The organism is Microbacterium sp. SSM24, assembly GCF_025989145.1.
In the GTDB taxonomy this organism is placed as follows: Bacteria; Actinomycetota; Actinomycetes; order Actinomycetales; family Microbacteriaceae; genus Microbacterium.
The window spans coordinates 1,389,883-1,404,562 of record NZ_JAPDNQ010000001.1; the positions used below are offsets into that span (position 1 = coordinate 1,389,883).

12 protein-coding genes are annotated in these 14,680 nt (G+C 70.3%); 10 read left to right on the forward strand and 2 right to left on the reverse strand.

The features are described from left to right. Positions 1-32 precede the first annotated feature (32 nt). The 6 genes from OL358_RS06390 to OL358_RS06415 all read left to right on the forward strand — a co-directional run bounded on the left by OL358_RS06390 (position 33) and on the right by OL358_RS06415 (position 9,108). A complete protein-coding gene (locus OL358_RS06390) occupies positions 33-1,550 on the forward strand; it encodes a methyltransferase (protein ID WP_264709115.1) in 1,518 nt (505 codons plus the stop codon). A gap of 122 nt (positions 1,551-1,672) precedes the next feature. Then, positions 1,673-3,160, forward strand: coding sequence for a CCA tRNA nucleotidyltransferase (locus OL358_RS06395; RefSeq protein ID WP_264709116.1), 1,488 nt, complete (start codon positions 1,673-1,675; stop codon positions 3,158-3,160). A 435-nt stretch (positions 3,161-3,595) separates the two neighbouring features. Next, the gene (locus tag OL358_RS06400) at positions 3,596-5,227 is read left to right on the forward strand and encodes an ABC transporter substrate-binding protein (RefSeq protein WP_264709117.1); all 1,632 of its coding nucleotides are present in this window, start codon (positions 3,596-3,598) and stop codon (positions 5,225-5,227) included. 95 nt (positions 5,228-5,322) lie between these two features. Further along, complete coding sequence (locus OL358_RS06405; protein ID WP_264709118.1) at positions 5,323-6,447, forward strand: ABC transporter permease; 1,125 nt, start codon at positions 5,323-5,325, stop codon at positions 6,445-6,447. Between the two features lies 1 nt (position 6,448). Continuing rightward, positions 6,449-7,444 (forward strand): ABC transporter permease, encoded by a 996-nt coding sequence (locus OL358_RS06410; protein ID WP_264709119.1) that lies wholly within the window; start codon positions 6,449-6,451, stop codon positions 7,442-7,444. Further along, positions 7,444-9,108 (forward strand): ABC transporter ATP-binding protein, encoded by a 1,665-nt coding sequence (locus OL358_RS06415; RefSeq protein WP_264709120.1) that lies wholly within the window; start codon positions 7,444-7,446, stop codon positions 9,106-9,108. The genes OL358_RS06410 and OL358_RS06415 overlap by 1 nt, the downstream gene beginning before the upstream one ends. Before the next feature lie 31 nt (positions 9,109-9,139). Here the strand turns inward: OL358_RS06415 and OL358_RS06420 are convergent, their stop codons facing one another. Beyond that, a complete protein-coding gene (locus OL358_RS06420; protein WP_264709121.1) occupies positions 9,140-9,628 on the reverse strand; it encodes an FBP domain-containing protein in 489 nt (162 codons plus the stop codon). A gap of 234 nt (positions 9,629-9,862) precedes the next feature. Beyond that, a complete protein-coding gene (locus tag OL358_RS06425) occupies positions 9,863-11,035 on the reverse strand; it encodes a hypothetical protein (RefSeq protein ID WP_264709122.1) in 1,173 nt (390 codons plus the stop codon). Positions 11,036-11,193: 158 nt separating this feature from the next. On the opposite strand from OL358_RS06425, the gene OL358_RS06430 reads away from it, so the two are divergent. From OL358_RS06430 to OL358_RS06445, 4 genes are all read left to right on the forward strand, one after another. Then, complete coding sequence (locus tag OL358_RS06430; protein ID WP_264709123.1) at positions 11,194-12,387, forward strand: acyl-CoA dehydrogenase family protein; 1,194 nt, start codon at positions 11,194-11,196, stop codon at positions 12,385-12,387. Then, positions 12,384-13,538 carry a CaiB/BaiF CoA transferase family protein gene (locus tag OL358_RS06435; protein WP_264709124.1) on the forward strand — a complete coding sequence of 385 codons (1,155 nt, stop codon included), beginning with the start codon at positions 12,384-12,386 and terminating at the stop codon, positions 13,536-13,538. The genes OL358_RS06430 and OL358_RS06435 overlap by 4 nt, the downstream gene beginning before the upstream one ends. A gap of 234 nt (positions 13,539-13,772) precedes the next feature. Next, positions 13,773-14,156: a 30S ribosomal protein S6 gene (gene rpsF, locus OL358_RS06440; RefSeq protein ID WP_056123427.1), complete on the forward strand. Its 384-nt coding sequence runs from the start codon at positions 13,773-13,775 to the stop codon at positions 14,154-14,156. Between the two features lie 5 nt (positions 14,157-14,161). Next, positions 14,162-14,680, forward strand: a complete 519-nt coding sequence (locus tag OL358_RS06445) for a single-stranded DNA-binding protein (RefSeq protein ID WP_056123424.1) — start codon at positions 14,162-14,164, stop codon at positions 14,678-14,680.

Genomic DNA, 14,680 nt, shown 5'->3' on the forward strand with positions numbered 1-14,680 from the left:
CGCCGCGCGGCGACGCACGGTTGAATGGGAGCGTGCTCCCCGAACCCGATCCCTCCCTGTGCCGCGCTCTCGCCGACGACCTGCGCGAGGCAGGATTCACCGCCGAGGCGCTGCGATCCGCGTTCGGAGATGCCGCGGACGACGCGATCGCGCGCGGCCTGCGCGCACCGGCCGATCGTGCGCTGGAGGCACGCACCGACGCGCTCGCCGTGCTGGCCAGACTGCTCGTGCTCGGGATGCCGCAGCCCGAGGAATCCGTCACGCGCGCCCTTCCGCGTGCCGGCGCGACGGGCCTCGCGGCGCTGGGGCTCGCCTCGATCGGCGACCAGGTGCGTCCGCTCGCGGTCGTGCGCCCGCAGTCCTACGCCGACGCGGACGGCACGGGTCAGTGGTGGATCGCCAGCGACCTCGACGAGGCCGCGCTGGGCGGGCCGCTCCCCGAGGACCACGTGCTCGGCGTGGGCGGGGCCTCGCTCACCCTCGCTTCGCTGCAGCTGCCGACGCCGGCAGAGCGGGGACTCGACATCGGCGCGGGATGCGGCATCCAGGCTCTGCGTGCCAGGCGGAGCGTCGCCCGTGTCGTCGCGACCGACATCTCGGCGCGAGCGCTCGCCTTCACCCGGCTCAACGCGCTGCTCAACGGGGTCGACGCCATCGAAGTGCGCCGGGGCAGCCTGTTCGAGCCCGTCGCCGGGGAGGAGTTCGACCGCATCGTGTCGAACCCTCCCTTCGTCATCACGCCGCGGGTGGAGGACGTGCCTGCGTACGAGTACCGCGACGGCGGCATGGAGGGCGACGACGTCGTCGCGGCGTTCGTGCGCGGCGTGGGTGCCCATCTCGCGCCGGGGGGTGTCGCGCAGCTGCTGGGCAACTGGGAGACCCGGGCGGGGATCGACGGCCTCGAACGCGTGCGCGCGTGGGTGGCGGAGTCGCCCGCGCCGCTGGACGCATGGGTCGTCGAGCGCGAGAGCCTCGATCCGCTGTCGTACGCCGAGCTGTGGGTGCGCGACGGAGGCACGCTGCCGGGCACCAGCGGCTTCGCGCGCCTCGTCGACGCCTGGCTCGACGATTTCGCGGCGCGAGAGGTGACGGAGGTCGGCTTCGGCTACCTGCTGCTGCGCCGCCCCGCCGCGGGTGCGCCCACGCTGGCGCGGTTCGAGAAGCTGCATCAGTCGCTGTCCGGCGACAGTCTGGGCACGCACCTCGCCGAGGCGCTCGCCGCCCACGACCGGCTCGTCCGGCTCGACCAGGCCGGGGTGGCGGCATCCGTGTTCGTCGTCGCCCCCGATGTGACCGAGGCGCGCCATCACGTCCCCGGACAGGAGGACCCGACCGTCATCGAGCTGCGGCAGGGCGGCGGCTTCGGTCGCGCGCTGGGGGTCGATCCCGGACTGGCGGCGCTCGTCGGCGCCTGCGACGGCGACCTGCCGGCGGGAGTGCTCATCGACGCGATCGCCCAGCTGATGGGGGTGGATGCCGCGTCCCTCCGCGCCGATCTGCTTCCGCGTGTGCGCGAGCTGGCGTTCACCGGCTTCCTCCGGTTCGCGTGAAAAGCGCGGGGGAAACCGCGGCACACGGCTCCCACCAGGCCCGGACCGCGACGTCTCTCCCGCGATAGCCACCGCCGCCGCTGGAAACACGTGCCCCCACGATCGCTCGGTAGGCTCGATGCATGCTCAACATGGCCGAGGGCATCGTGCGCCTCGGCGCGCTCGCCGAGTCTCCCGTCGTCGACACGCTCGCGCGCGCGTTCGCCGACGCCGGGTTCGATCTGGCGATCGTCGGCGGCCCCGTGCGCGACGCTCTCCTCGGCCGGGCGACCAACGACCTCGACTTCACGACCGACGCGCGGCCCGACGACATCCTGCGGATCGTGAAGCCCATCAGCACCGCCCAGTGGGACATCGGCCGGGCCTTCGGCACCATCGGCGCGAAGGTCGCCGGCGAGTCCCCACGTCCTCTCCCGGGATCGCGTGCGCGATCCCGCGAGCCTCGGGGCGGGGGGGCCCAGGTCGAGATCACGACCTACCGGGCCGACAGCTACGACGGCGTCACCCGCAAGCCCACCGTCGAGTTCGGCGACACGCTCGAGGCCGACCTGGTGCGCCGTGACTTCACCGTCAACGCGATGGCGCTGCGCGTGCCCGGCCGCACGCTCGTCGACCCGACCGGCGGCGTCGAGGACCTCGTCGCCCGTCGCCTGCGCACCCCGGCCGATCCTGCGATCAGCTTCGGCGACGACCCGCTGCGGATGCTGCGCGCCGCCCGCTTCTCGTCCCAGCTCGAATTCGACGTCGACCCGGCCACGGTGGCGGCGATGGCGGAGCTGCGCGCGACGCTGTCGATCGTCAGTCCCGAGCGCATCCAGGGGGAGCTGGTGCGGCTGCTCCAGACCGACGACCCGGTGCGCGGCATCCGTCTGCTCGTCGAGACCGGGCTGATCGACGAGTTCCTCCCGGAGGTGCCGGCGCTGCGCCTCGAGGTCGACGAGCACCACCACCACAAGGACGTGTACGAGCACTCGCTCACCGTGCTCCGGCAGGCGATCGATCTCGAGCAGGCGCGGAATCCGGATGCCGCCCCCGACGTGCCGCTGCGCCTGGCCGCGCTGCTGCACGACATCGGCAAGCCCGCGACCCGCCGGCTGGAGCCCAACGGCGGCGTGACGTTCTACCACCACGACATCAAGGGCGCGAGGCTGGCGCGCAAGCGGCTGCAGGCGCTGCGGTTCGACGTCGACACCATGACGGTGGTGGCGCGCCTGATCGAGCTGCATCTGCGGTTCTTCGGGTACTCCGAAGGGACATGGACGGACTCCGCCGTGCGCCGGTACGTCCGCGATGCCGGCGACGAGCTGGAGCGGCTGCACATCCTCACGCGTGCCGACGTCACCACCCGCAACGCGAAGAAGGCCGGGCGCCTCGCCCGTGCCTACGACGACATCGAGCGGCGCATCAGCGAGCTCGCGGACCAGGAGCAGCTCGACGCGATGCGTCCCGCGCTCGACGGCAACCGCATCCAGGAGGTGCTGGGGATTCCGCCCGGCCGTGAGGTGGGAGAGGCGTACCGGTTCCTCCTCGACCTTCGGCTCGACGAGGGCATCCTGAGCGAGGATGACGCGGAGCGGCGCCTGCGCGAGTGGTGGGCCGCCCGCGGCTGAGACCGCCCGGCGGAGAGCCCGTTCGGGGCTGAGACCCGGGCCCTGCCGAGCGCCTGCCGCGCAGGAGTTCTCGCCTACGCAGGACGCCGGCACCCCGAATCGTCCTGCGCAGCGGATTTCTCCTGCGCAGACGCACCGGCGAGCGGGCGCGGCGCCGGGTTCAGCGTCGAAGGGCCGACCGGTAGTCGGTTCATCGTCCGTTCACGCATGCATCGACGATGCGGCCCTCTCGCATTTCGGCCTCGGCCCGGCCGTTTCACGGGGCACATCGCCCAGCTGAAGGGGCGAGGATGCGGCATCCGGCTTCATGGCGTGCGGGTTTCGGTCTGGTTACGAAACGTTCACTCGATTGCCGTCCGCCGCCTTCGGGGTGAAGATAGCCTGCGGGCCGCGCCTTCTCTGGCGTGGCTGTCTTCACTCAGCAGAGGTAGCACTATGTCACTGCACCACAGCAAGCGCGGCCGTGTCGGCCTCGCGATCGGGGCCTTCGGAGTCTCGGCCATCCTCCTCGCCGGATGCGCGAGCGGCGGCGGGAACGACGACGGCGGCGACGCGTCGGGCGAGCCGATCATCGTCGGCACCACCGACAAGGTCACGACCCTCGACCCCGCCGGTTCGTACGACAACGGATCGCTCGCGGTCCAGACGCAGGTCTTCCCGTACCTCGTCAACACCGACTACAACAGCACCGAGGTCGTTCCCGACCTCGCCGAGTCGGCAGAGTTCACCTCGCCGACCGAGTACACGGTGACCCTTCCGGCCGGCCTCAAGTGGGCCAACGGCAACGACCTCACCTCGGCCGACGTGAAGTTCTCGTTCGACCGCAACATCGCGATCGCCGACCCCAATGGCGCGTCGAGCCTGCTCTACAACCTCGACAGCGTCGAGACGCCTGATGACACCACGGTCGTCTTCAAGCTCAAGACGGCGAACGACCAGGTCTTCCCGTTCATCCTCACGAGCTTCCCCGGCGCCATCGTCGATGACGAGGTCTTCGCCGCCGACGCTCTGACGCCCGACGACGAGATCGTCGACGCGAACGCCTTCGGCGGTCCGTACGCGATCACCGCGTGGGACTTCAACAAGACCGTCGAGTTCACCCCGAACGAGAACTACGAGGGCCTGCTCGACGCTCCGGTCAACGCGGGCGTCATCCTGTCGTACTTCACCGAGTCGTCGAACCTCAAGCTCGCCGTGCAGGAGGGTGAGGTCGACGTGGCCTACCGCAGCCTGTCCGCGACCGATGTCGACGACCTGAGCGGCAACGACAACGTGCAGGTCATCGACGGCCCCGGCGGCGAGATCCGCTACATCGTGTTCAACTTCAACACGCAGCCGTACGGCGCCACCACGCCCGAGGCCGACGAGGCCAAGGCGCTCGCCGTCCGTCAGGCCGTGGCCGACCTCGTCGACCGCGACGAGATCTCGGAGCAGGTCTACAAGGGCACCTACACCCCGCTGTACTCGTACGTTCCCGAGGGCTTCGCCGGCGCCACCGAGGCGCTCAAGGGCCTCTACGGTGACGGCGAGGGCGGTCCGGATGCCGACAAGGCAGCCGCGACCCTCGAGGCCGCCGGTGTCGAGACGCCCGTCGCGCTCAGCCTGCAGTACAGCCCCGACCACTACGGCCCCTCGTCGGGTGACGAGTACGCCCTGGTCAAAACGCAGCTCGAGGAGAGCGGCCTGTTCACCGTCGACCTCAAGTCGACCGAATGGGTGCAGTACTCCGAGGACCGCACGGCCGACGTGTACCCGGCGTACCAGCTCGGCTGGTTCCCGGACTACTCCGACGCCGACAACTACCTGACGCCGTTCTTCCTGGAGAACAACTTCCTCGGGAACCACTACGTCAACGCGGAGGTCAACGACCTCATCCTGAAGCAGGCCGTCGAGCCGGATGCCGCGACCCGCACCGCGGACATCGAGCAGATCCAGGAGCTCGTCGCGGGCGACCTGTCGACCGTGCCGCTCCTCCAGGGCGCGCAGGTCGCCGTGGCCGGAACGGCCGTGGACGGGGTCGTCCTCGACGCGTCGTTCAAGTTCCGCTTCGCGCCGCTGACGAAGTAGCCGATCGAACGGTCGATGGGGCGGTCCGCACACCGGGCCGCCCCATCGGCACGATTCGCCTCGATTCGCCCGTCTTTACAAGTTAGGCTCCCCCAATGGCTGACGCAGGGCTCGCCGCGAGCGCTCCCGGCGGCGGAAAAGATCTGTCGCCCATAGACGAACCGCCGGCGTTCCTCGCCCGGCCCCGTCCGAAGTCGGGCGGCACTCTGGGCCGGTTCATCCTGATCCGGTTCCTCCTCATCTTCCCGACGATCTTCATCCTCGTCTCGGTCGTGTTCTTCCTCATCCGGCTCACGGGCGACCCGATCACCGCCTCGCTCGGCGGCCGCCTCCCGGCCGATCAGCTGCAGGAGCGCATCCACGAGGCAGGGTTCGACCGACCGATCATCGTGCAGTACCTCGAGTACCTCGGGCAGATCGCGACGGGCAACTTCGGAACCACCATCACCGACCGCCAGCCGATCACCGAGATCCTCGTCAACTACGGTCTCGCGACGTTCGAGCTCGTGTTCTACGCGATGATCGTGGCCTTCATCGTCGGAATCCCGCTCGGCCTCATCGCCGCGGCCATGCGCGACCGCGCCCCCGACGCGGTGCTGCGCGTGAGCGCCATCCTCTTCTACGCGACGCCCGTCTTCTTCGCCGGCCTCGTCGCCAAGCTCATCTTCTCGGTCTGGCTCGGATGGTTCCCGGTGAGCGGGCGAGCAAGCGTCCGCACCGAGCTCGCCCTCACGCGCGAGGACGGGGCCACCGGCCTCTATCTCGTCGACGCCATCCGCTCGGGAAATCCCGCGTACGTGCAGGACGTCCTCCAGCACGCGTTCCTGCCGGCGATGGTGCTCGGCCTCGTCACGGCGGGGATCTTCCTGCGTCTGGTGCGCACCAACGTCATCGCGACGCACAACATGCAGTACATCGACGCCGCTCGCTCGCGCGGCGTGAGCGAGTACCGGCTCGTCCGCAGGCACGCGTACAAGCCGGCTCTCATCCCGATCATCACGGTCATCGGACTGCAGATCGCCCTCGCGCTGGGCGGGGCCGTGCTGACCGAGACGACGTTCGAGTGGCAGGGTCTGGGCTTCCAGCTCGTGAAGTACCTGCTCGCCCGCGACTTCGTGGCGATCCAGGGCATCGTCGCCGTCATCGCGATCATCGTCGCCCTGACGAACTTCGCGGTCGACATCATCGCGGCCTTCATCGACCCGAGGGTGAGGTACTGACATGGCCAAGCGCCACATCCTCGACCGCCTGCCCGTCGTCCACCAGCTGCGTCAGAGCGTCGGTCTGCAGCGGGGGATGCTCGTCGGCGGCCTCGTGCTGTCGGCGGCCTTCCTCCTCGTCGCGCTCCTCGCGCCGTGGATCGCGCCGTACGGCTTCAGCCAGCTGCGCGGACCCGACGGCCTGTTCGGCTCGCAGGTGCCGCCGAATCCCGTCAACCTCCTCGGCACCACCGTCGGCGGTTACGACGTGCTCTCGCGAGCCATCTGGGGCGCGCAGACCGCGCTCATGGTGATCGTGGCCGCGATCCTGCTTTCGGTCTTCCTCGGCATCTTCATCGGTCTGGTGTCGGGGTATCTCGGCGGCTGGGTGGACCGCGTCCTCGTCGTGGTCGCCGACGCGATCTACGCGTTCCCGTCGCTGCTGCTGGCGATCGTCGCCGCGATCGCCATCAGCGGCGGTCAGTCCGGTCTCTGGCCGGGCATCATGGCCGCGGCGATCTCGATCACGGTCGTCTTCATCCCCCAGTACTTCCGCGTCGTGCGCGCCGAGGTCGTCCGGGTGAAGTCCGAGGCGTTCATCGAGTCCGCGAAGGTGATCGGCGCCTCGACCCCGCGCATCATGTTCCGTCACGTGTTCCGCAACGCGACCCGCTCCCTTCCCCTGATCGTGACGCTGAACGCGTCGGAGGCGATCGCCACGCTCGCCGCGCTCGGCTTCCTCGGCTTCGGAATCCAGCCGACCGCCGCCGCCGAGTGGGGGTACGACCTCAAGGAGTCGATCGGCGATGTGTCGGCCGGCATCTGGTGGACCGCGATCCCCCCGGGCATCGCGATCCTCCTGACGATCCTCGGCGTGACCCTCATCGGCGAGAGCCTCAACGACCTCGCCGACCCGCGCCTGCGCGCGCGGCGGCGCGCCAGCAAGACGCAGACGCCGGCGGATGCGGTGGCCGCGACCCAGCCGGTGTCGCGCGAGTTCATGGGAGAGGTGGAGTGATGTCGATCCCGACCGAGCCCCTGGCCGTCGAGATCGACGACCTCAACGTCTCGTTCGCGACCGACGGCGGCGACGTGCACGCGGTCCGCGGCGTGACGCTCGACGTCCGCCGCGGCGAGGTGCTCGCGATCGTGGGCGAGTCGGGCAGCGGCAAGACCGTGACCTCCCGCACGATCCTCGGGCTGCTCCCCGAGTCGGCACGCACGGAAGGCACCGTCGTCCTCGACGGCACCGACATCGTGGGGCTGGACAAGAGCGGTCTCCGCGCCATCCGCGGCACCAAGGCCGCCATGATCTTCCAGGAGCCCTCGACCGCCCTCAACCCGGTCTTCACGGTCGGGTGGCAGCTCGCCGAGGGGCTGCGTGCCCACGGCAAGTACTCGAAGGCCGAAGCGAAGGCGAAAGCCGTCGAGATGCTCGGGCGCGTCGGCATCCCCGAGCCGGAGCGGCGCGTCGACGACTACCCGCACCAGTTCTCGGGCGGCCAGAAGCAGCGCGTGGTCATCGCCATGGCGCTCGCCCTCGACCCGACGGTCATCGTCGCCGACGAGCCCACGACCGCGCTCGACGTGACGGTGCAGGCCGAGATCCTCGAACTGCTGCGCCGCCTCCGCGATGAGGACGGCACGGCGATCGTGCTCATCACCCACAACATGGGCGTGGTCGCCGACCTCGCCGATCGCGTGGCCGTGATGTACAACGGCGAGATCGTGGAGACCGCGACGGCGGCCGACCTGTTCGCGGCGCCGAAGCACGAGTACACGCGCAAGCTGCTCGCCGCGGTCCCCCGGCTGGTGATCACCGACCGGCAGTTCGCCGTGCCCGAGACGCCGGTCGCCCCGGTCGTCGAAGCGGACGAGCTCGTCATCGAGTACGCCGGCCGCTTCGGGCGCTCGGCGTTCCGAGCGGTCGACCGCGTGAGCTTCTCGATCGCGCCTGGCGAGGTGCTGGGTCTGGTCGGCGAGAGCGGATCCGGCAAGACGACCATCGGTCGCGCCATCGCCGGACTCACCCCCGTCGCCGGGGGATCGCTGAAGGTTCTCGGCACCGAGATGCTCGGCGTCAAGGAGCGCGAGTTCCGCAAGCGCCGCCACGAGCTCGGCTTCGTCTTCCAGGACCCCGCGACGAGCTTCAACCCGCTCCTCACCATCGCCGACAATGTCGCCGAGCCGCTCATCGTTCACGGAGGGATGCGCAACGCGGCCGAGGCCCGGCCGAAAGTCGACGAGCTGCTCGAGGCGGTCCAGCTTCCGAAGGAGTTCGGCGACCGGTTCCCGCACGAGCTGTCGGGCGGTCAGCGCCAGCGCGCGTCGCTCGCCCGGGCGATCGCGCTCGACCCGAAGCTGCTCATCGCCGACGAGCCGACGAGCGCGCTCGATGTGTCGGTCCAGGCACGCGTGCTCGAGCTCTTCGCCGAACTCCAGGAGCGCTTCGGGTTCGCGACGCTCTTCATCACGCACGATCTCGCCGTGGTGGACCTGCTCGCGCACAAGGTCGTCGTCCTGCATCGCGGCGAGGTGGCCGAGGCGGGTCCGACGGCCGAGGTGCTCGGCAATCCGTCCGACCCGTACACCCGGCGCCTCATCGCATCGCTGCCGGTGCCCGACCCCGTCGAGCAGGCCGCGCGCCGTGCCGCATGGGAAGCGGAGAACCGCGCCGGCTGACACGCCTCGCCCGCTCGCGGCACGCCGGGGGTCAGACGCTGTCGCGGATGTCGCGCGCGAATCCGTGCGCGTGGGTTCGCAGTGACTCGATGCGCCGTTCTCGCGCGGCGGAGACGTCGAAGCCGAGGTAGGCCGGCGGCATCGGCCGGCGCGCGTTGACGGAGCATTCGAAGTTCTCGCACACGAGCGTGCCGACGGTGTCTCCGTTGCGTCCGGCCTTCCCGGCCCGCTTCGCCACGAACATGACGACGTCGTTGGGCAGGGTGACGTCCTCGCACCAGGAGCACTGCGCGCGATGACGCGTGCGCTGCTCGGTCTGGCGCAGCAGGATGCCGACCGGCTGACCGTCGACGGGGACGACGACGAAACCGGCGAGCGGCTGCTTGGGATCGCGCCACCCGAAGTAGTCGAGCTGCTCCCACGCGACGTGGGCCAGGTCGGGGACCACGAGGCTGTTGCGCTCGCGCAGGGACGTGTTGACGAAGGACGCGCGGATGTCCTTCTCGGTGAGTGCGTGCATGATTCTCCTCGGCACAGTTCACGAAGGGTCGTCGCCGGGGCGACGAAGAAGGGAAGCCGCGGACCATGTGGCCCGCGGAGACTCGGCTGCGTCGCGGTGGGCTCACCCGGCGACGCGCGCCGCTACCTCCGCTCGGCGCGAGCGGCGCCGAAGACCCCCTCACGCCGCGCGGGCGTCATGAACGTGGAATGCACGCCCGACAGCCTACGCTCGCGGAGCCCGGGGTCGACCGCCTCAGCGGAAGAACAGCCCGAACACCCCGGTATTGGTGAGGATCCAGAACAGCACGACGCCGCCGACGAGCACGAACGACACCCACGGGATGCCCCTCTGCAATCGCCGGCCGTGCGGCGCCACACCGGGCGGCGGGCGCAGTACGGTGACCGGGACGGCGAAAGGGACCGCGGATGCCGCGCCGACGGCGCTTCCCGTGCCGACGGCGCTCCCCACACTGGCGTGCGCCGCGGCATCCGGATCCGCCATCGCGGTCTCCGCCAGGCGGTCGTCGCGCCACCGCGACCACTGCGCGAACTTGTCGAGCAGTGCGCCGACGACGGAGAAGAGCCACGCCCACGTTGCCGGGTCGACCGTCGAGAAGTCGCGCTTGGCGTAGAGGAACATCCAGTCGTCGACGATCTCGACGTCGAGCGCGGCGGCGTTGTCGATGAACCGCGCCATGATGTCGGGCGTGAAGAGGTAGAGCGCGTCGCGCTCGTAGCCCTCCGGGCAGTACAGCGCGAAATGGCGGTCGAAGTCGCCCTCCAGACTCAGCCGCTGGTCTCGATCGAAGCTCGCCGGCAGGTTCGAGCCGAACAGGGCGTTGTTGCCGGTGGCGTCGAGCACGATGTGGGGCAGGGGCACGTCGAGCTTCACGGCGACGTACCCCCACCGGTGGGTCGACTTGTTCTTGCCGGAGCCCGTCGTGTACCGGTAGTTCGCGAACTCGACGAAACGCGGGCGCTCGCCGCGGACGAGGTCCGTCGCGGCACGCTGATGGCCGAGCCCGAAGATCATGCCCGGCAGACCCGGCGCGGCGAGGGCGGGGAGGTACGACATCCCGTTCGCGCGGGCGAACCGGTCGAGGCGCAGCATCCGCTCGGCACCGGTGCGCTGGGAGGCGCCGACGGCGACGACCACCCCGGCGATGGCGAGTCCGAAGACCACGAACGGGATCAGGGTGAGCGCGACCGCGCCGTCGCCGAAGGAGGAGGCGATGGCGGCGAACACCGTGAGGAACATCGATCCGAACAGGATCACCATGACGACGACGATGATCGCGAAGACCGCGTTCGACCCTGTGAACAGCTGCGGCAGCCGCCCGCTCTGTCGCAGCTGTCGGACGAACGCGCGGGCGGCCCCGGCCTCGAGGGGCTCGACGAGCGGCCGGGCGTCGAAAGGGGTCGTCATGGGGCCACGCTACCGGCGGGCCCGGAGCGCACGACGACGGCGATCCGGGCCATGCCGGGAACGGAACCGGACTCTCCCTCCGGCACGGGGCCGAATCGCCGACAGTGTGCACGCGCGCACGCGGGCAGAATGGCAGGGACGACCCCGAGGAGGCGGCGATGGAGCCCAGGAACCCCGACGACCTCGATGCGCTGCGCGCGGCATCCGATGTCCTGGGCCTCGATGCCCTGCTCACGCCGGAGGAGCGGGCGACGCGAGACCGGGTGCGGGCGTTCGTCGACGCCGAGATCCGGCCGTACATCGCAGACTGGTTCGATCGCGCGCACTTCCCCGCCGAACTCGCGCCGGCGTTCGGCGAGCTCGGGGTGCTCGGCATGACGCTGGAGGGGTACGGGTGCCCCGGCCGCAGCGCCGTCGAGTACGGTCTGGCCGCACTCGAGCTCGAGGCCGGGGACTCCGGCATCCGTACGTTCGTGTCGGTGCAGGGCTCGCTCGCGATGGGGTCGATCCATCGCTGGGGGTCCGAGGAGCAGAAGCAGGAGTGGCTCCCGCGCATGGCCGCGGGCGAGGTCATCGGTGCGTTCGGCCTCACCGAGCCCACGGCGGGCTCCGACCCGTCGAGCATGAAGACCTTCGCGCGGCGCGACGGGACGGACTGGGTGCTGTCGGGCGCGAAGCGCTGGATCGGTCTCGCCTCGATCGCGCAGCTCGTGGTCGTGTGGGCGCAGACCGACGACGGCGTGCGCGGATTCATCGTCCCCACCGGCGCCGACGGCTTCGACGTGCGCGTGCTCGAGCCGAAGGGGTCGATGCGGGCATCCATCCAGACCGAGCTGACGTTCGATGAGGTCCGGCTCCCCGCGGAGGCGGTGCTCGAGGGCGCGCGCGGGCTGCGGGGGCCGTTCTCGGCGCTCAACGAAGCGCGTTACGGCATCGTATGGGGCGCGCTCGGTGCGGGTCGCGACAGCTACGAGGCCGCGCTGCGGCACGCGCTGCGCCGCGAGCAGTTCGGGCAGCCGATCGCCGGGTTCCAGCTGACGCAGCAGAAGCTCGTCGACATGGTCCTCGAGCTGCAGAAGGGCGCGCTGGTCGCCCTCCAGATCGGGCGCGCGAAGGATGCCGGGACCCTGCGCCCCGAGCAGGTGTCGCTGGGCAAGCTCAACAACGTGCGCGAGGCGATCGCGATCGCGCGCGAGGCGCGCACGATCCTCGGCGGGGACGGCGTGCTGCTCGAGAACTCCCCGATCCGCCACTCCGCCAATCTCGAGTCGGTGCGCACCTACGAGGGCACCGACGAGGTGCACACGCTGATCCTCGGCCAGCACCTGACCGGTATCGGGGCCTTCCGTTGATCGGATCCGAGACGGACCCGGATGCCGCGCACGGCCCGCTCGCGGGTCTGGTCGTCGCGGACTTCTCGCGGGTGCTCGCGGGGCCCTACTGCACGATGCTGCTCGCCGATCTCGGTGCGACCGTCATCAAGGTCGAGGGGCCCGCGGGTGATGAGACCCGTCATTGGATGCCGCCCACGCACGACGGCGAGGCCACCTACTACCTGTCGGTGAACCGCGGAAAGCGTGCGATCACGCTCGACTTCGCCGATCCCGAGGACCTCGCGGTCGCCCGTGCGCTCGCTGCCCGCGCCGACGTGGTCATCGAGAACTTCAAGCCGCACGGGCTCGATCGATTCGGGCTCGGCTACGACGCGGTGCGCGAGGCGAACCCGCGCGTGGTCTACGTGTCGATCAGCGGGTTCGGACCCGACGCCGCCCTGCCCGGCTACGACGTGCTCGCCCAGGCGCTGTCCGGACTCATGAGCATCACCGGCGCGCCCGACGGGCCGCCCACCAAGGCGGGAGTCGCGATCGTCGACGTCGTCACCGGACTCCACGCCGGGATCGGAGCCCTCGCCGCACTGCGGCACCGCGACGTCACCGGCGAGGGTCAGCGCATCGCGGTGAACCTCCTGTCGTCGGCGCTCTCCGCACTCGTGAACCAGTCGGGTGCGCACGCGCTCACCGGGGTCGTGCCTACCCGCCTCGGCAACGATCACCCGAGCATCTACCCGTACGGGCCCCTCCCCACCGCCGACGGAGACCTGGTCCTCGCGATCGGGAACGACGCGCAGTTCGCGCGACTGTGCCGGGTGCTCGGCATCGCGGATGCCGCAGCCGACGCCCGCTTCGCCCGCGCGGCCGATCGCAGCACGACGAGGGACGAGCTCCGACCCGTCCTGGAGGCGGCGCTCGCGGGCCGGTCCGCCGAGGAGTGGGAGCTGCTGCTCGCGGAGGCCGGCGTGCCGTGCGGGCCGGTCCTCGACATCGGCGCCGCCTTCGACCGGGCGCGCGCGCTCGGCCTCGACCCCGTCGTCCACGCCGGACCCGAGGGCGTGGCCGGCGTGCGGCATCCGATTTCCCTCGACCGCACGCCGGCCGCGTACCCGTTCGCGCCGCCGTCGCCTGACGCCGATCGCGCGTGGGTGCTCGGCTTCCTCGGCGCATAACTCCTGCAGAACCGGAAGCCTCGGCCGCGACACGCGGCAGGACGCCGGCGCCCGGGCGCAAAGTGCAGGAGTTATGCGCCGGGTCGGGCCTGATTCGGCGGTGGCCGGGGCATCCGGTACCATAGGAGGGTTGTCCGCACGCGCTCGATGCGCATTCAGTCGGATGACGTGCTACACACCCTCCTGCTGCCGGGAAATGCCCGACAGCCGTTCAAGTCCGAAGGAGGTGGGTTAGTGACGCACCAGTACGAACTCATGGTCATCCTGAGCCCCGAGATCGATGAGCGCCAGGTCGCCCCGAACCTCGATAAGTTCCTCAAGGTCATCACCAACGATGGTGGCTCGATTGAGAACATCGACATCTGGGGTCGCCGTCGCCTGTCTTACGAGATCCAGAAGAAGACCGAGGGCATCTACGCCGTCGTCAACTTCACGGCGACCAGTGCGACCACGCAGGAGCTCGACCGCCAGCTGAACCTCAGCGAGCTGGTCATGCGCACCAAGGTGCTCCGCGCCGAAGAGGCGATCGCGATGATCGCCTCCGAGAAGCAGCGTGCCGAGGAGAAGGCTGCCCGCAAGGCCGCCCGCCCCGCGAAGCCCGTCAAGCAGGACGCGTAACGACGATGGCCGGCGAGACGATCATCACCGTCGTGGGCAACCTCACGGCTGATCCCGAACTGCGTTACACGCAGAACGGTCTCCCCGTCGCGAACTTCACGATCGCGTCGACGCCGCGCAACTTCGACCGTGCCACGAGCGAGTGGAAGGACGGCGAAGCGCTGTTCCTCCGCGCGAGCGTGTGGCGCGAGTTCGCCGAGCACGTCGCAGGTTCGCTCACGAAGGGCTCGCGCGTCATCGCGACGGGTCGCCTCAAGCAGCGCTCCTACGAGACGAAGGAAGGCGAGAAGCGCACGTCCATCGAGCTCGAGATCGACGAGATCGGCCCCTCGCTCCGCTACGCGACCGCTCAGGTCACGCGTGCGGCCGGCGGCGGAGGTCAGTCCCGTGGCGGTCAGGCGCAGGTCGCCGACGAGCCGTGGTCGACTCCCGGATCGGCGAACGCGGGCGGCAACGCCGGCAACGCCGGTGGTGGAGACGCGTGGGCCGCCCCCGGCGCCTACGGCGACGACACCCCGTTCTAA